Source organism: Streptomyces sp. NPDC056527 (assembly GCF_042794475.1).
Taxonomy (GTDB): Bacteria; Actinomycetota; Actinomycetes; order Streptomycetales; family Streptomycetaceae; genus Streptomyces.
The window spans coordinates 16167-32491 of the sequence record NZ_JBHTTQ010000058.1 but is presented as its reverse complement, the minus strand read 5'-3'; the positions used below and the strand labels follow the sequence as shown (position 1 = coordinate 32491).

Here is a 16325-nt window from a genome sequence, read left to right as displayed (position 1 = left end):
AGAGCTACGCTGCGTCAGTGATGGACAGTCCTGTGCCGCCGAACCCCTCGTCCCGTCCGCCCGAGCCCGATGCGGCGGAGTCCCGTCCGGTTCCGGTGGAGCCGCGGACGCGTCGGCGCGACCGGCACGGCCGCGGTATGCGCGGGCCGGTCGCTCCGCCGCAGGTGCCGTTGTCCGCGACCAGGGCCGACACGTTCCGCGATCTCGTCCTGGACTCGGTGGAGCGCCTGGAACGGCGCTGGCCGCAGCTGGCGGACGTCGAGTTCATGGTCCTCGACGTGCCGCCCTCCGTGCCGGGCGAGTCGGTGCCGCTGGGCGGGGCCGTGCCCGCGGAGAAGGGCGGGCCCGCCCGCATCGTCGTCTACCGGCGACCGGTCGAGATCCGCTCGAAGAGCCGTGACGAACGGGCGCTGCTCGTCCACGAGGTCGTGGTGGAGCAGGTGGCCGAGCTGCTGGGGCTCTCCCCCGAGTCGGTCGACCCCCGATACGGGCAGGACTGACCCCTTCGAGGGAACGCCGACCACCTTCGGGGGAACGCCGGCGCCCCTTGCCGGTCGCCCGGCCGTCGGTCGGGTCGGCGACGGTCGCCTCTGCGTCGGTCGTCCGGCCGTCGGGGACCCCGGGCGTCGGGCGTTCGGGTCAGTCGTCCAGGACCGAGAGGTCCTGCTTCGCCCTCGGGACGTGCACCGCGCCGCGGTCGTCCGCCAGGGTCTGGATCGTGAACATCGGGATGCCGTCCTGCGGAAGTGCCAGGGCGCGGGCGGCGTGGACGGGCCCTCCGCCGGCGACGGGTTCGACCGTTAGGGCGTAGGAGCCCTTCAGGCCGGCCGGGACGACGTCGGTCACCTTCGTCGTCGTGCCCGCCTTGACCGTGACGGTCTTGGAGACCGTCGTACCGCCCTCCGTACCCGCCGAAGCCGTCACCTTGACCTGGGCCGTGGCGCCGGGTGCCGTGAGCATGAGGGTCGAGCCGGCCGCGCGGTTGTCGGCGACGGTGGCGCGGGCGGTGATCGCCGCGGTCGCGGGGATGAAGGCGACCTCCTGCTTGTCGCCCTTGCCGCGCACGACGCGCAGCGCGGCCACGAACGGGGTGGCCTTCTTCGGGTCCGAGGGGGTGAGCAGCAGGGCCCCCGTCTCGCCCCGGGTCAGGTCGGGAAGGTCGACGGACGCGGTCATGCCCGACTTCACGTGCAGGGACTGCGCGCTCGCCGGGACGATCGTGCCGTTCTCGCCGACCAGCTGGATCTTCAGCTCCGCGTCGTCGTCGCCCGGCGCGTACGCCACCAGACGGACCGAGGTCGCGTCGCCCGGGATGCCGGGCAGGACGGCGGTGCCGGCCGGGTCGGCCGAGGCGGGCAGCCAGTCGCTGCCGAGCTTGTCGTCGGCGGATCCGACGACCGCGCCGACGCGCCCGCTGCGGGTCGTCACATGAACGGTCACGTCCGTCTTCGCACCCTCACCGGTGAGGGTGGAGAGCAGGACGGGGACGCTGGAGTGGGCCGGGACGGGGATGCCCTCGGTCAGCTGTGACTTGAGCGCGCCCTCGGGGCCGTACAGCTCGATGTCGGCGACGGCGGCGGTGTCGTCGGGGTTGGTGAGGTGGACGTAGTCCTGGCGTTCCTTGGCCGTGGAGGCCGCCGGGAACCAGAAGTCCGTGTCGGGGGCGGAGCAGGCGACGCCGAGCAGTCCGCGTGAGCCGCCGGCCGGGACCACGGTGGTCTGCTGGACCGTCCAGCCGGGGGCGAGGGCTCCGGTCGCCGCGCCGGTCAGGGCGGGTGCGGCGCCGCCGTTGGCCTCGGCGCCGACGGGCTTGCCCGGCTGGGTGACGGTTCCCGGGGCCTTGGCTGCGGTGGGCTTCTTCGCCGGCGTGCCGCCGGGAGTGGCGGCGAGCGGGGCGGGCTTCAGCTCGGCCTTGGCCGCGTTGTCGCCCTTGGCGGCCGCGCCGCCGGCGGCTTTTCCGGCCGGGGTGTACGAGGTGTAGTCGGTCTCGGCGACCTCCGAGGTGCTGGGCGCGGGGCACAGCAGGCTGGAGCGTTCGACCGGCACTGGTCCCGTGGCGATCGGCGGGACGTCGACGGTTCCGTCGGGCGCGGTCAGGGCGGCGAAACCGGTGACGGCGGCGAGGGTGGTGGCGACCGCGATCAGGGAGAGGGTGGTGCGCTTCACTGGTTGCTGCTCCCGTCGGGACGCTGCTCGGTCTCGTAGCCGTAGTTGTACGGGTCGTACTGCTGCTGTTCCTCGTACGGCTGCTGCTGCTGCGGCTGCTGTTCGTACCCCTGCTGCTGGTACGGGTCGTACTGCTGCTGGTCGTACGACTGGTCGTACTGCTGCGGATACTGCTGCTGGTACGGGTCGGCGGCGTACTCCGTGTAGTAACCCTGCTGGGCGTACTGTTCCTGTTGCTGTTGCTGCTGTTGTTCCTGCTGGGCGTAGGCCGGGTCGTACTGGCCGTCCCAGTCGGCGGCGTACGTCTGTTCCTGGGGAACCGGCACGGGCTCCTGCTCGGGAGCCGCCTCCTCGGCCGCCGTGGCGGCGGCCTCCGCCTCGGCCGCGGCGCGCAGTCGACGGGCCCGGCGACCGTCGCCCTCCATCGCCTGGGCGGGGATGGCGACCTCCTCCTCGGGCAGGTCGTCGTCGATCTCGCGGCGGCGCCCGGGCAGGGCGAGGACGAGCAGGACGACGGCGAGGCCGACCTGGGCCCAGATCCACAGGGTGTGGGTGAGCGGCTGGTCGTAGGTGAGGTCGAGCTTGCCGCCCTCGGCGGGGAGTTCGAAGCCCTGGGCCCAGCCGTCGACGGTGGTCTTCTTCAGGTCCTTGCCGTCGAGGGTGGCGGTCCAGCCCTCGTCGGCATGGTCGGCGATGCGCAGAACGCGGCCGGCGGGGCCGGACGGGATCTTCGTGTGCGCCTCGACGGGGCCGGCGGCGATCGCGATCGGCTTGGCCGCCTCGTCGGTGGCCTTTGCCGGGTCGGCGGTCTTCGCCGCGGGGACGATGGTGGCGCGGGCGACCACGCGCTCGCGGTCGACGCTCCAGAGCGCGCTGCCGTCGAGCTGGCTGAGCCGGCTGAGGCCGGGGGTGGCGTCGAGGACGCGGCTCATCTGGCGCGGCGCCCCGTCGCGTACGAGGACGTAGCGGATCGCGAAGCCGCTGAGCTCCTGGGTCTGGTCGGCTCCGGAGCCGGCCACCAGGTGCGCGACGACCTTGTCCAGGCGCGGGTCGTCGTCGGCCGCGACGGTCAGTTCGGCGTCGCCGAGTCGGCCGCCGGAGCCGCGGACCAGGGTGTACGCGACCTCGTCGGGCGAGGTGCCGCCGAGGACGAGGGTGCGGGGCTGGTCGGGGTTGTTGCTCTCCTCGGCGACGAACGCCGGGACCTGGACGGGGTCGCGCCGGGTCAGCGGGCCGTCGGCTCCGCCGATCATCCAGCCGGCGGCGGCCACGACGGGGCCGAGCGCGGCGGCGAAGGCGATGAGCGCGGCGACGGGCTGGCGCCAGCCGAAGCCGTGGGCGGCGACGCGGGTCCGTCCGCCCTCGGCGCCGATCATGCCGGCGGCGAGCAGTGCGGCGCCGTAAACGAGGGTGGCGGGTCCGGCCCAGCCGGTGTCCCCGGCGCCGTTGGAGATCACGGCGAAGAGGAGTCCGGCGAGGGCGGCGGCCCAGGCGACGCGGACGGCGAACTGGCGCTCCTCGCGCAGCAGCGCGGCCAGGGCGGCGAGCACGATGCCGATGAGGAGGAGGCCGCCGGTGGTGCCGGGGCCGCCGGGGCTGATCGCGAGCAGGTCGAGCGCGGAGGCCGTGCCCGTACGGATGTCGAGGCCGGCCTCACGCAGGAAGGCGGAGGGGCTGGTCAGGAGGGAGAGCGACCAGGGGGCCAGGACGAGGACCGGGGTGCCGACGGCGGCGAGGAAGCGCAGCCCGTACGCCGTGATGTCGGAGCGGCGCAGGGCGAGGACGCCGAGGCCGAGGACGACGGCGAGCGGCCAGACGATCGGGGTGAACGCCGTCGCGAAGGTCAGCAGGAAGGTGTACGCCCAGGTGGCGCGCCAGCTGCCGCGGCTCTGACCGGTCAGTCCGTGGGCGGCTACGGCGGCGCGGGCGATGAGCGGGAGCAGGATCGCGAGGACGGCGGTGCCGAGACGGCCGGCGGCGAGCGCTCCGGTGGCGGCGGGCAGGAAGGCGTAGGCGATGGCGCCCCAGGCGCGCAGCAGCCGGGACTCGACGATCGGGCGCGCGGCGAAGTAGGCGGTGAAGCCGGCGAGCGGGACCGAGCAGACGAGCAGCACGGTGAGCGCGAAGGAGGTGGAGCCGAGGAAGAGAGCGGAGAGCGCGGCCAGGACGGCGAGGTACGGCGGCGCGGTCTGGGTGCCGCCGGTGCCGAGGGCGTGCCAGCTGTCCGCGTACCGTCCCCACAGCTCGGAGACGGAGTCGGGGGCCGGGAGCAGGGCGCCGCCGGCGAGCGAGCCACCGCCGAACAGGCCGCGGCAGGCCACCACGGAGACGAGCAGGAGCAGTGCGAAGAGGACCGGTCCGGGCTTGCGGGCGATCTTCTTCAGCCGGGCGAACTGCTCGATCTCCAGGAAGTCGGCGTCGTCGCCACCGGGCCCCGATTCGACGACTCCGTGGCGGGAGCCACCGGAATCGGCGTCGGAGCCGCCGAAGTTCGCGACGATCTGTTCGGCGGTGGCGCGGACGGTGGCGCCGGGCGGCGGGAAGAGCGGGCGCAGCTCGCTCGCGGCGACGGCGGGGTTCTTGCGGCGCTTGCGGGCGGCGAGGATCCGCTCGGGGCGCAGCAGGGTGGCGAAGAGGCCCATGACCTCGTCGACGGCCTGGCCGGGCACCTTGCCGACGAGGTAGGCGAGGGTACGCAGCAGGGTGCCGAGGATCAGCCGGATCAGTACGTAGGGCAGGGCGGCGCCGCGGGTGTTGGCGAGCAGCGTGTAGACGGCGCCGGCCTTGTCGACGCGGTGCGGGTTGGCGACCGAGCGGCCGGCGCAGTCGACGGTGCGGCGTTCGCGGGCGGAGGCCTCCGCGTGACGCAGGACGGCGTCGGGGGCGACGAGGACGCGGTGGCCGGCGGAGTGGGCGCGCCAGCACAGGTCGACGTCGTCGCGCATCAGGGGCAGCCGACGGTCGAAGCCGCCGAGCTCCTCGAAGACGTCGCGACGGACGAGCATTCCGGCGCTGGAGACGGAGAGGACGGAGCGGACCTGGTCGTGCTGGCCCTGGTCCTGCTCGCGGCGGTCGAGTCCGGTCCAGCGGCGGCCGCTGCGGGCGATGGAGACACCGGCTTCGAGGAGCTGCTTGCGGTCGTACCAGCCGCGCAGCTTGGGGCCGATGACGGCGGCGTACGCGTCCGAGTCGGCGACGCGCAGCAGTTCGGTGAGCGCGTCGGGCTCGGGGGCGCAGTCGTCGTGGAGCAGCCAGAGCCACTGGACGGGCTCGCCGTGCGGGAGTTCGGGCAGGTCGTAGGCGTCGTCGCTCCATGTCCTGCTGACCGGGTCCCAGCCGCTGGGGCGCTTCAGGTAGGTGAGCTCCTCGGGTCCGAGCACGGGAGCGGTGCGGGCGGCCTCCTCGACGGCGGCACCGAATCCGGTGCGGCGGGCGAGGTGCAGGACGCGGTCGGCGCCGATCGCGTCGGTCAGCAGCTGTGCGGAGTCGTCGGCGCTGCCGGTGTCGGCGGCGACGACGTTCTGCACGGGGCGTTCCTGGGCGAGCAGCCCGGCGAGGGCGTCCGGCAGCCAGCGGGCGCCGTCGTGGGCGACGAGCACGGCGGTGACGACGTGTCGCGGGAACTCAGGAGTTGAGGACATCGAGGTACGGGCCCTCCGGCCGGGGGTCGCCCGCAAGGGGCGTGGGTACGTCTCGGACGGGGCCCCACACTAACGGCTGTCAAAGAGGACGGTCCGCCGCCTGTGGACAGAGCACAGGGGACGGACCGTTCGTTGTGTACAGGTGTGAGCGGTTTGACGCGTGGGCGCGGGTCTCGGCGCCGGTCAGACCGCGGCCTTCTTCAGGCGGCGGCGTTCACGCTCGGACAGGCCGCCCCAGATGCCGAATCGTTCGTCGTTCTGCAGGGCGTATTCGAGGCATTCGGAGCGGACCTCACAGGCGAGGCAGACCTTCTTGGCCTCGCGGGTCGAGCCGCCCTTCTCGGGGAAGAAGGACTCGGGATCGGTCTGGGCGCACAGTGCGCGCTCCTGCCAGCCGAGTTCCTCGTCCGCGTCCTCGACCAGCAGTTCCTGGAACAACTCGGTCATGTGCGCCCCTCGTCCGTCTTTGCGTCCCCGTGATGTTGCCGTTACCGATTCCGGCCGAACGACACGAGTGAAATTACAAGTTCGTGCTCTGTGCGAGTCAAGCCGGAATCTGCTATTGGGCCCGGTATTCACTCTGCGGAACCAAGGCTATGCGGAAAGTGTTCAAATCACCAAAAACGAGACACATGCCACCGGCCTGCCCGCACCGCTCCCCCTTTCATGAAGGGAGACGCCCCAGACATGGATCTTGTTGCGATCCAGCCACGGAAGCGATCCGGATCACAGTCTGATCACGGGATCACAGCCGCGTTTGCGGGCACGGATGTTGCGCCATGTCTCCCGCTCAGCGACTGAACAAACCTTTCTCCGGGCGCTGTAACCGGATGAGGTGAAACATTACCCCCAAAACGGGCATTGGGTTGACAGTCGGGTGGCTCGCCCGTCACCTTTGATGCCATGCCAGCAACCTCAGCGCCCGCCGCGACCCACGCCCGTGGGTACCGCCGCGCTGTCCAGGCGCGCTGTTGCTGTTTCAGCTGTTGATGCCCCAGAGCTCCAGCGTCTTCTTTTCTCTCTCCTTGCGACACCCTCTCCGGGCTCCGTCCGGGGGGACCCCCAGCACTGACTTCTGTTTCTGCCGAGGACCACCGCACCCATGAACAGCGACAGCGACCTTCAGATCGCCGGCGACCTCCTTGAGGTCCCGCACCTCCTGCAGCCCGCCCGCGAGCACCCCGCCACCGTGGCCGAGTTCGCCGGCCTCGCCCGCTCCATCGCCGCCGACCGCGCGCAGTGGGCCCCCTACGTCGAGTACGACGCCACCACCCGCTGGTACCACCGGCTGCGCACCGGCCCCGGCTACGAGGTCTGGCTGCTCTCCTGGGTGCCCGGCCAGGGCAGCGGACTCCACGACCACGGCCGCTCCTCCGGCGTACTGACCGTCCTCGAAGGGGAGTTGACGGAGCGCACGGACCGGGGCGTACGGACGCTCACGGGAGGCGCGCAGCGCGTGTTCGCGCCGGGGTACGTCCACGAGGTCGTCAACGACTCCCTCGAGCCGGCGGTCAGCCTGCACGTCTACTACCCCGGTCTCACCGACATGCCGATGCACGAATCGCTCCAGGCGCAGTGCGCCCCGGCGACCCACGGCGTCGTGACCGCCTGAGACGACCCCCCGTCGCCCGGGCACCACCCCTCAAAGGATCAGGCCGCGCCTGACAGACTGTCTGCATGCGCATTGTGGTTCTGGCCGGTGGCATCGGTGGTGCCCGCTTCCTTCGCGGCCTCAAGCAGGCCGCGCCCGACGCGGAGATCACGGTCGTCGGCAACACGGGTGACGACATCCATCTCTTCGGACTGAAGGTCTGCCCTGACCTCGACACGGTGATGTACACCCTCGGCGGTGGCATCAACGAGGAGCAGGGCTGGGGACGCGAGGACGAGTCCTTCACGGTCAAGGAGGAGCTCGCGGCGTACGGCGTCGGCCCGGAGTGGTTCGGCCTCGGCGACCGGGACTTCGCGACCCACATCGTCCGCACACAGATGCTGGGCGCCGGATACCCGCTCAGTGCCGTCACCGAGGCGCTGTGCGCCCGCTGGCAGCCGGGCGTACGCCTGCTCCCGATGTCCGACGACCGCGTCGAGACCCATGTCGCCATCGAGGTCGAAGGCGAATCCCGGGCGGTGCACTTCCAGGAGTACTGGGTGAAGCTCCGGGCGTCCGTGGACGCGCAGGCCGTCGTCGCGGTCGGCGCGGAGGCCGCGAAGCCGGCCCCCGGCGTCCTGGAGGCCATCGCGGAGGCGGACGTCATCCTCTTCCCGCCGTCCAACCCGGTCGTGTCGGTCGGCACGATCCTGGCCGTACCGGGCATCCGCGAGGCGATCGCCGAGGCGGACGTGCCGGTGGTCGGCCTCTCCCCCATCGTCGGCGACGCTCCCGTGCGGGGCATGGCCGACAAGGTCCTCGCGGCGGTGGGCGTCGAGTCCACGGCCTCGGCGGTGGCCGAGCACTACGGCTCGGGGCTCCTCGACGGCTGGCTGGTCGACACCGTCGACGCGGGCACGGTCGAGAACGTCGAGGCGGCCGGCATCCGCTGCCGGGCGGTGCCGCTGATGATGACGGACCTGGACGCGACGGCCGCGATGGCGCGCGAGGCGCTGACCCTGGCGGAAGAGCTCCGCGGATGACGGGCGGGTCGGGCGCGGGCGCTCCGGGAGCCAGGACCGGGAGCGGGCCCCGCGCCGACGGCGTCGCGCCCGCCCTTCCCCAGTCACCGTCCGGCGGGACTCTTGGTCCTGGCGGAGCGGCTGTCCACGACGGAGCCGACGGCGCGGCTCGCGCCGAGGCGCGCTACGAAGTGTGGGCGCTGCCCGGGCTGCCCGAGGTGAAGGCCGGGGACGATCTCGCCAAGCTGATCGCGTCCGCCTCCCCCGGTCTCGAGGACGGCGACGTCCTGATCGTCACGTCCAAGATCGTGAGCAAGGCGGAGGGGCGGGTGATCGCCGCCGACGACCGGGAGGAGGCGATCGACGCCGAGACGGTACGGGTGGTGGCGCGCCGCGGCACCCTGCGGATCGTCGAGAACCGGCAGGGCCTGGTCATGGCCGCGGCCGGGGTCGACGCCTCCAACACCCCCGCCGGAACGGTGCTGCTGCTGCCCGTCGACCCGGACGCCTCGGCCGGCGCCATCCGCGAGGGGCTGCGGGACGCGCTCGGCGTCGACGTCGGTGTCGTCGTCACGGACACCTTCGGGCGGCCCTGGCGCAGCGGTCTGACCGACGTGGCCATCGGCGCGGCCGGCGTGCGCGTCCTCGACGACCTGCGCGGCGGCACGGACGCGCACGGCAATCCGCTCAGCGCGACCGTCGTCGCCACCGCCGACGAACTCGCCGCCGCGGGCGACCTGGTGAAGGGCAAGGCGAACGGACTGCCGGTCGCCGTCGTCCGGGGTCTGCCGCATGTGGTGGACGGTTCCGTCGACGGGGGTGCCCGGGCTCTGGTGCGCGGCGCCGCCGACGACATGTTCCGGCTCGGGACCTCGGAGGCCGTGCGGGAGGCGGTGACCCTGCGGCGTACCGTCCGGGAGTTCACCGACGAGCCGGTGGACCCGGGCGCGGTACGGCGTGCCGTCGCCGCGGCCGTCACGGCTCCGGCGCCGCACCACACCACGCCGTGGCGGTTCGTGCTCCTGGAATCGCCCGAGTCGCGGCTGCGGCTCCTCGACGCGATGCGGGACGCGTGGATCGCGGACCTGCGGCGTGACGGCAAGCCGGAGGAGTCCATCGCCAAGCGCGTGCGCCGCGGCGATGTGCTGCGCAACGCCCCGTATCTGGTGGTGCCGTGCCTGGTCATGGAGGGCTCGCACCACTACGGCGACCCGCGCAGGGACGCCGCCGAGCGGGAGATGTTCGTGGTCGCGGCGGGCGCGGGCGTACAGAACTTCCTGGTGGCGCTGGCGGGCGAGCGGCTCGGCTCGGCGTGGGTGTCCTCGACGATGTTCTGCCGTGATGTCGTACGCGAGGTGCTCGGGCTGCCGGAGGGCTGGGACCCGATGGGAGCGGTGGCGGTCGGACATCCCGCGGCGCCGCCGAAGGACCGGCCGGCGCGGCAGGCGGGGCAGTTCATCGAGGTGCGCTGAGGTCTTCCCCGGCGACCGCTCCGAGTGTCAGAGGGCCCCGATGTTCCCTGGGGTCATCCGGGGCGCGCGGCGCGGGGGGACGCGGCCGCTGAGGAGGATCAGGCGGGCCGCGCGGTGGCGCTGGCCGGCGTAGGGGGCGAGCAGTTCGAGCATGGCCGCGTCGTCGGTCGTGCGGTCGCCCGCGAGCGCGTAGCCGACGATGCCGGGCAGGTGGAGGTCGCCGACGGTGACCGCGTCCGGGGCGCCGTTGCTGCGCTGGATCGTCTCGGCGGAGGTCCAAGGGCCGATCCCGGGGATCAACTCCAGCCGCTGCTGGGCCTGTTCGGGCTCCATCCCGGCGGCCTCCTCCATCCGGCGGGCGACCCTTGCCGCGCGCAGGATCGTGGCGGCGCGCTTGTCGTCGACACCGGCGCGATGCCACTCCCAGGACGGGATGCGGACCCAGGTGGGGGCGTCGGGCATGACGTGCATCCCGTCCGGGGCGGGGCCGGGGGCGGGCTCGCCGTACTTCCGTACGAGCAGACGCCACGCGCGGTACGCCTCGTCGGTCGTGACCTTCTGCTCCAGGATCGACGGGATCAGCGACTCCATGACCAGGCCCGTGCGGGTCAGGCGGAGGCCGGGGCGGCGGCGGTGGGTCGCGGCGAGAAGACGGTGGCGGGGGACGAAGGCGGCGGGGTCGTCGTCGGCGCCGAGGAGTCGGGGCAGGCCCTCCATGAGCCAGTCGCCGCCCGGACCCCATGCCTCGGCCTCGACGATTCCGGCGCGGACGGCGACGCGGAGCGTGCCGGGGCCGTCGGGGGTGCGGCTGGCCCGCCAGACGGAACCGTCGGGGGTCGTACGGAAGGTGGGGTCGGCGGGGCCGCGGCGGAGGGGGCCGAGGGTGAGGCCGAGGTCGACGGCGTCGGAGGCGGGCGCCTCCGAGGAGGGGGCCTCGGGGGCGGGGCCGGGTACGGGGACGTGGCCGCCGCGCACGGTGGTGCGCGTTGTGGGGGTACGGGGTGGGAAGCGGCCTGCCATGTGTACGAGCGTATCCGGCCCCCGCGGCGGGCGGGCCTGACACGACACCGCCCCCGCGGGCGCGAGGCGCGGGGGCGTGAGGGCGCGAGGCCGCGAAGCCGCGACGGCGCAAGGCCGCGAAGCCGCGACGGCGCGAAGCCGCGAAACCGCGACGCCGCGAAGGCGCAAGGCCGCGACGGCGCGAAGCCGCGAAGGCGCGTGCGAGGCGACCGCCCCCACGGGGCAGTCGCCCTCGCGGGCCCCTACTGGTCCGACGAGAAGCGGACCGTGCCGGCCGGGAGGACCGCGTTGCACCAGATGCGGATGCCGTCGCGGAGTTCGTTGTCCGGGCCCACGTGGGCGCCGTCGCCGATGACCGCGCCCGTGAGGACCGTACGCGCGCCGATCCTGGCGCCCGCGCCGATCAGCGAGTCCGTGATCACCGCACCCGGTTCGACCACCGCGTCCGCGTGGACCGTCGAGCCCGTGATCCGGGCGCCCGCGCCGACCACCGCGCCGTCGCCGACCACGGTGCCGCCCGTGAGCTTGGCGTCGTGGGCGACACGGGCCGTCGGCAGGACCAGACGGTCACCGCAGCGACCCGGCACCGCCGGGGACGGGGCGCGGCCGAGGACCAGGTCGGCGGAGCCGCGGACGAACGCCTGCGGGGTGCCGAGGTCGAGCCAGTACGTGGAGTCGACCAGGCCCTGGAGATGCGCGCCGGAGGCCAGCAGCTCGGGGAAGGTCTCCCGCTCGACCGAGACGGGCCGGCCGGCCGGGATCGTGTCGATGACGGAGCGGCGGAAGACGTAGGCCCCCGCGTTGATCTGGTCGGTGACGATCTCCTCCGGAGTCTGCGGCTTCTCCAGGAAGGCCGTGACCCGGCCGGTCGGGTCCGTCGGGACCAGGCCGAACGCCCTCGGGTCGTCGACCCGGGTGAGGTGCAGGGAGACGTCCGCCCCGGAGTCGGCGTGCGTGGCGACCAGGGCCCGGATGTCCAGGCCCGTGAGGATGTCGCCGTTGAAGACGAGGACCGGGTCGTCGGCGCCCGAGTGGAGGCGCGACGCGACGTTCCTGATCGCGCCTCCCGTACCGAGCGGCTCCTCCTCGGTGACGTACTCCAGGCTGAGCCCCAGCGCCGAGCCGTCCCCGAAGTGCGGCTCGAAGACCTCGGCCAGGTACGACGTGGCGAGCACCACATGCGTGACGCCCGCCGCCCTGGCCCGCGCCAGCTGGTGCGTCAGGAAGGGAACGCCGGCCGCCGGAACCATCGGCTTCGGCGTGTTGACCGTCAGGGGCCGCAACCGCGTGCCCTTGCCACCGACCAGGAGGATCGCTTCTGTCACCTGTCGTCTCTGCTTCCTGTCCGGGTCCGGTCTCGTCGCACGTCCACCTGTCGGCTCGTCCGCTTTTCGGCTTGTCCGCTCGTCCGTGCGATATGACCGGTCAGTTTATGCAGACCCTCCGGCCGGTGCCCCCATCACGGCCGTCCCTGGTACTTCGCCGACGTGGTCCTCGCGGTGCCGAGCTTCCCGTAGAGGCGCGCTCCCGGGCAGGCCGTGGCGAAGCCGTCACGGTGTCCCGCGATGCTGTTGAACGTGACCTTCTTGCCCTTCTTGTACTTTCCGCCGGCCGATACCAGCGTCGTCTTCCCCTTCGGATTCACCCCGTGCAGCCCCAGCTTCCACGCCGTCAGCTTCGCGACGGCGTTGACCGCCGCGGCCGGCGGAGTCGTCGAACTGTAGGTGCCGAGGACGGCGATGCCCATGCTGTTGGTGTTGAAACCGAGCGTGTGAGCACCGCGGACCGGCTTGGCCACGCCCCCGGCGCGTCCTTCGTAGATGTTTCCGCACTTGTCGACGGCGAAGTTGTAGCCGAAGTCACGCCAGCCGCTGCTCTGCGTGTGGTAGCGGTAGATACTGCGGAGGACGGAGGGCGCCTGCTTGCAGGTGTAGTTGTTGCCGGTCGCGCTGTGATGGACAAAGGCCGCCTTGACCGCCTTGGTGTAGACGAACCCTCCCTTGCGCAGCTTCTCGTTCGCGCCCCAGCCCTTCCGGGTGATGATCTTCGGGCGGGGTCCGATGTACGGCTTCGCGGCAGCGGCGGCGGCCGGGATCGCGGCCGTACCGACCGGGGCGAGGTGGGCGTTGACGGAGGCGGCGGCCGCCTCCTCGACGGTCGGCGCGCGGTGCGCCGTGGGCGCCGCGTACGCCACACGCGTCTGGGGACCGGAGTCGGCGGCGGGCTCCGGTCCGGGGTCGACCAGCTCGATGCGGAGGCCGGCGGGGAGGGGCTCGCCCGCCTCGGCCGCGAGCTCCTCGGTCCGATCCGGCTGTACGCGGACCTCGAAGCCGTCCGAGTCGCCGACCCACAGCGGCGCGGTGGCTCCGCGGACCGCGCCCGCGGCCTCGGCGGTGTCGGGGTCGGCCCCGTGGTCGTCGTTGTGGATCTCCACGTTCTGCCAGGCGGACCAGTCCGTGCTTCCGGTCGACCGGGTGCGGACCTGGACGGTGCCGTGGAGGTGCGCCTGGACGTCGTCCCAGACGACACCCACGAGGGAGAAGGGTCTGACGTCCCGTCGGGCGAGGCCCTGCGCCGCCCCCGCGGCGGAGCCGATGGCCCGTCGGCCGTTCCCGAGCGGCTCGAGCGGCAGGGACCGGGTGGATCCGGCGACGTCCGCCTCCGAGGCGGCTGCGGCCGGCGACGCTTCCCGTTCGGCGGGATCCACGACGGGTGGCGCGGCGGGTTCGACGACGGTCGGCACCGCCGTCGACAGGGTGGGCGCACCCGGCTGCAGCGCCGCCGCAGGGGTCGCGAGGGACAACGGTAGGGCGAGAGCCGCCGCGCATGTCACGGCGACCGAGGAGGCAAGGTTGGCACGCATGTGGCGATCGTCGGCAGCCTCGGGCCGTTCCGCACGGCGGGATTCCACCCGGAAACTGACGGACCATCGGGCCGACCGGTGGACGCCGTCACCGGTACGGCGGCTCCCCGCGAACCTCCCCGCGTACCCTTGCCCGCGTGAACGCCAGCGACCGCACCCCCGCCGACCTGCTGCGATCCGCGCTCGCCGCGGACCCCGCCCGCCCCTTGGTCACCTTCTACGACGACGCCACCGGTGAGCGCGTCGAATTGTCCGTCGCCACCTTCGCCAATTGGGTGGCCAAGACCGCCAATCTGCTCCAGGGCGAGCTCTCCGCCTCCCCCGGCGACCGGCTCGCGCTGCTGCTTCCCGCGCACTGGCAGACCGCCGTCTGGCTGCTGGCGTGCGCGTCGGTCGGCGTGACCGCCGAGATCGGCGGGGACCCGGCGGACGCCGATCACGTCGTCGCGGGGCCTGACACCCTCGACGCGGGGCTCGCCTGCTCGGGAGAGCGCATCGCGCTCTCGCTCGCCCCGCTGGGCCGCCGTTTCCCGGCCCCGCCCGCCGGTTACGCGGACTACGCGGTGGAGGTACCGAGCCAGGGTGACCGGTTCGCCCCCTTCGTCCCGGTCGACGCCGACGCGCCCGCACTGGTGGTCGACGGCGTGGAACTGACGGGCACCCAGCTCGTGACGCGGGCTCGCGCGGACGCCGAGGCCCTCGGTCTCGCGCCCGGGGCCCGGCTGCTCTCCGGCCGGGCGTACGACAGCTGGGACGGGCTCGCCGCCGGGCTGTACGCGCCGCTGGCGGCGGGGGGCTCGGTCGTCCTGTGCCGGAACCTGGACCAACTGGCGCCCGAGGCGCTCGAGAAGCGGGTCGAGAGCGAGCGGGTCACGGCGACCGCGGTGTGACCACCCGGCGGATCCACCCGTATGGCGCACCGACTCGCCGAGTCCCCGGGTCTGCGCCTCAACTCCGGTACATGATCGGCGGGTACGCACCCTCCCCGGCACAACCAAGCGTCAGGTTCGGCCGTCTATCTCAGCGACCGGCGGCCCGGCGCGCCGCCGACGCCATGAAGGATGGACTCAGACGTGACGGACAGTGCCGGCACGCCCGCCGAACCGGACCCCCCGGCCGGGGGCGAGACGCCCCGCACCGACGGAGAGGCCGGTGCGGAGGACGGGGCGGGTCCCACGGAGGGCGACGCCCCGCGCAAGCGGCACTGGCTGCGCTGGACGGCGCTCGGCTGTTCGGTCGTCGTCCTCGCCGCGGCGGGTGCCGGCTGGTGGTTCTACCGCAAGCTCGACAACAACATCACCACCGACACCACGGCCGCCGCCGAACTGCGCGAGTACGAGAAGGAGCGCCCGAGCGCGGTCGTCTCCTCCGCGCGGAACATCCTGCTGATCGGTTCCGACACCCGGACCGGCGCCGGCAACTCCCAGTACGGGCGGGACAAGGGGACGCAGCGCTCGGACACGACGATCCTGCTGCACCTCGCGGCGGAGAAGGAGAGCGCGACGGCCGTCTCCATCCCGCGCGATCTGATGGTGAGGATGCCCACGTGCCGCACATCGGGCGGAACGCGCACACCTGAACAATTCGCCCAGTTCAACTCGGCCTTCGAGATCGGCGGCACGGCCTGCACGATCCGTACCGTCGAGCGGCTGACCGGGATCAGGATCGACCACCACATGGTGATCGACTTCCGTGGCTTCAAGAAGATGGTCGACGCCGTGGACGGGGTGGAGGTCTGCCTCAAGGAGCCGATCGACGACTCCGACGCCAAGCTGAAGCTGCCGGCCGGGCGCCAGACGCTCCACGGCGAGCAGGCGCTCGGGTTCGTACGGGCCCGCAAGTCGCTGGGCAACGGGAGCGACACGGAACGCATGGACCGCCAGCAGCAGTTCCTGGGGGCCCTGATCAACAAGGTGCAGAGCAACGGCGTCCTGCTGAATCCGACCCGCCTGTACCCGGTTCTGGACGCGGCGACGAAGTCCATCACGACCGACCCGGGGCTCGACTCGCTCCGCGATCTGTTCGACCTGGCGCGCTCGATGCGGGCCATCCCGACGGAGAAGGTGCAGTTCCTCACGGTGCCGCGGCGGCCGTACACCCAGAACGCGAATCGGGACGAACTCGTACAACCCGAGGCGAGTCAACTCTTCAAGCGGCTCCGCGAGGACCGGCCCGTGACGGTGACGCCGTCGGCGTCGGAGAGCACCGTCGAAGGCGCGGACGCCAACAGGAATCCGGACGACGCGGGCTCGCCGAGTCCGGTGCCGACGCCGACGTACTCGGGGCGCAGCGCGGCGGAAGGAGCGTGCCCCTAGGGGAGGTCTGAAGGAGGGTGAGTAAAGGGGAGTCCAAGGGGAGGGATGGGGTGGATGAGGTTTGAGCAAATTGCCCAGTTGTAAGGGGCGTGGAATTTGTCACGGACGTCGCTCCGCGCTGAACTGGGCGGATAGTGTGACGCGATCCGGTGCTCTCGACCACGTGGTCGCGCACTCAGACGGATCGAACGACCGAGCGCCCTACGGGGTGGGCGCCTCGCGTGGCACCGACGGA

Annotated in this window: 12 protein-coding genes; 6 read left to right on the top strand and 6 right to left on the bottom strand. The window is 72.8% G+C overall.

Annotated features, from left to right (window positions below):
* The first annotated feature begins 20 nt into the window (after window positions 1-20).
* A complete protein-coding gene (locus tag ACFQ7Q_RS24740; protein WP_383558831.1) occupies window positions 21-500 on the top strand; it encodes a metallopeptidase family protein in 480 nt (159 codons plus the stop codon).
* 139 nt (window positions 501-639) lie between these two features.
* On the opposite strand, the gene ACFQ7Q_RS24735 is transcribed toward ACFQ7Q_RS24740, so the two are convergent.
* The 3 genes from ACFQ7Q_RS24735 to ACFQ7Q_RS24725 all read right to left on the bottom strand — a co-directional run bounded on the left by ACFQ7Q_RS24735 (window position 640) and on the right by ACFQ7Q_RS24725 (window position 6254).
* Window positions 640-2166 carry a DUF5719 family protein gene (locus ACFQ7Q_RS24735; protein ID WP_383558816.1) on the bottom strand — a complete coding sequence of 509 codons (1527 nt, stop codon included), beginning with the start codon at window positions 2164-2166 and terminating at the stop codon, window positions 640-642.
* Window positions 2163-5807: a glycosyltransferase family 2 protein gene (locus tag ACFQ7Q_RS24730; RefSeq protein WP_383558814.1), complete on the bottom strand. Its 3645-nt coding sequence runs from the start codon at window positions 5805-5807 to the stop codon at window positions 2163-2165. The genes ACFQ7Q_RS24735 and ACFQ7Q_RS24730 overlap by 4 nt, the downstream gene beginning before the upstream one ends.
* Window positions 5808-5990: 183 nt before the next feature.
* A complete protein-coding gene (locus ACFQ7Q_RS24725; RefSeq protein WP_015033978.1) occupies window positions 5991-6254 on the bottom strand; it encodes a WhiB family transcriptional regulator in 264 nt (87 codons plus the stop codon).
* A gap of 655 nt (window positions 6255-6909) precedes the next feature.
* Here ACFQ7Q_RS24725 and ACFQ7Q_RS24720 point away from each other — a divergent pair.
* The 3 genes from ACFQ7Q_RS24720 to ACFQ7Q_RS24710 all read left to right on the top strand — a co-directional run bounded on the left by ACFQ7Q_RS24720 (window position 6910) and on the right by ACFQ7Q_RS24710 (window position 9892).
* Window positions 6910-7419: a cysteine dioxygenase family protein gene (locus ACFQ7Q_RS24720; protein ID WP_329119888.1), complete on the top strand. Its 510-nt coding sequence runs from the start codon at window positions 6910-6912 to the stop codon at window positions 7417-7419.
* A 65-nt stretch (window positions 7420-7484) separates the two neighbouring features.
* Window positions 7485-8441 carry a 2-phospho-L-lactate transferase gene (gene cofD / locus ACFQ7Q_RS24715; RefSeq protein ID WP_383558813.1) on the top strand — a complete coding sequence of 319 codons (957 nt, stop codon included), beginning with the start codon at window positions 7485-7487 and terminating at the stop codon, window positions 8439-8441.
* Window positions 8438-9892, top strand: a complete 1455-nt coding sequence (locus ACFQ7Q_RS24710; protein ID WP_383558811.1) for a coenzyme F420-0:L-glutamate ligase — start codon at window positions 8438-8440, stop codon at window positions 9890-9892. The genes cofD and ACFQ7Q_RS24710 overlap by 4 nt, the downstream gene beginning before the upstream one ends.
* 27 nt (window positions 9893-9919) lie before the next feature.
* On the opposite strand, the gene ACFQ7Q_RS24705 is transcribed toward ACFQ7Q_RS24710, so the two are convergent.
* The 3 genes from ACFQ7Q_RS24705 to ACFQ7Q_RS24695 form a co-directional block, all read right to left on the bottom strand.
* Complete coding sequence (locus tag ACFQ7Q_RS24705) at window positions 9920-10912, bottom strand: DNA-3-methyladenine glycosylase family protein (RefSeq protein ID WP_383558810.1); 993 nt, start codon at window positions 10910-10912, stop codon at window positions 9920-9922.
* Between the two features lie 242 nt (window positions 10913-11154).
* Window positions 11155-12237 carry a sugar phosphate nucleotidyltransferase gene (locus ACFQ7Q_RS24700; protein WP_383558809.1) on the bottom strand — a complete coding sequence of 361 codons (1083 nt, stop codon included), beginning with the start codon at window positions 12235-12237 and terminating at the stop codon, window positions 11155-11157.
* A 134-nt stretch (window positions 12238-12371) separates the two neighbouring features.
* Window positions 12372-13775 carry a peptidoglycan recognition protein gene (locus tag ACFQ7Q_RS24695; RefSeq protein WP_383558808.1) on the bottom strand — a complete coding sequence of 468 codons (1404 nt, stop codon included), beginning with the start codon at window positions 13773-13775 and terminating at the stop codon, window positions 12372-12374.
* A 137-nt stretch (window positions 13776-13912) separates the two neighbouring features.
* Here ACFQ7Q_RS24695 and ACFQ7Q_RS24690 point away from each other — a divergent pair, with 137 nt between their 5' ends.
* Entirely contained in the window at window positions 13913-14665 is a 753-nt protein-coding gene (locus tag ACFQ7Q_RS24690; RefSeq protein WP_383558807.1) for a TIGR03089 family protein, read from the top strand.
* 183 nt (window positions 14666-14848) lie between these two features.
* Window positions 14849-16090 (top strand): LCP family protein, encoded by a 1242-nt coding sequence (locus tag ACFQ7Q_RS24685; RefSeq protein ID WP_383558805.1) that lies wholly within the window; start codon window positions 14849-14851, stop codon window positions 16088-16090.
* Window positions 16091-16325 lie beyond the last annotated feature (235 nt).

Coding starts and splice junctions, on each gene's coding strand:
- ACFQ7Q_RS24695 (WP_383558808.1), bottom strand. CDS start 13,775: ATGCGTGCCAACCTTGCCTCCTCGGTCGCCGTGACATGCGCGGCGGCT.
- ACFQ7Q_RS24720 (WP_329119888.1), top strand. CDS start 6,910: ATGAACAGCGACAGCGACCTTCAGATCGCCGGCGACCTCCTTGAGGTC.
- ACFQ7Q_RS24705 (WP_383558810.1), bottom strand. CDS start 10,912: ATGGCAGGCCGCTTCCCACCCCGTACCCCCACAACGCGCACCACCGTG.
- ACFQ7Q_RS24710 (WP_383558811.1), top strand. CDS start 8,438: ATGACGGGCGGGTCGGGCGCGGGCGCTCCGGGAGCCAGGACCGGGAGC.
- cofD (WP_383558813.1), top strand. CDS start 7,485: ATGCGCATTGTGGTTCTGGCCGGTGGCATCGGTGGTGCCCGCTTCCTT.
- ACFQ7Q_RS24725 (WP_015033978.1), bottom strand. CDS start 6,254: ATGACCGAGTTGTTCCAGGAACTGCTGGTCGAGGACGCGGACGAGGAA.
- ACFQ7Q_RS24740 (WP_383558831.1), top strand. CDS start 21: ATGGACAGTCCTGTGCCGCCGAACCCCTCGTCCCGTCCGCCCGAGCCC.
- ACFQ7Q_RS24730 (WP_383558814.1), bottom strand. CDS start 5,807: ATGTCCTCAACTCCTGAGTTCCCGCGACACGTCGTCACCGCCGTGCTC.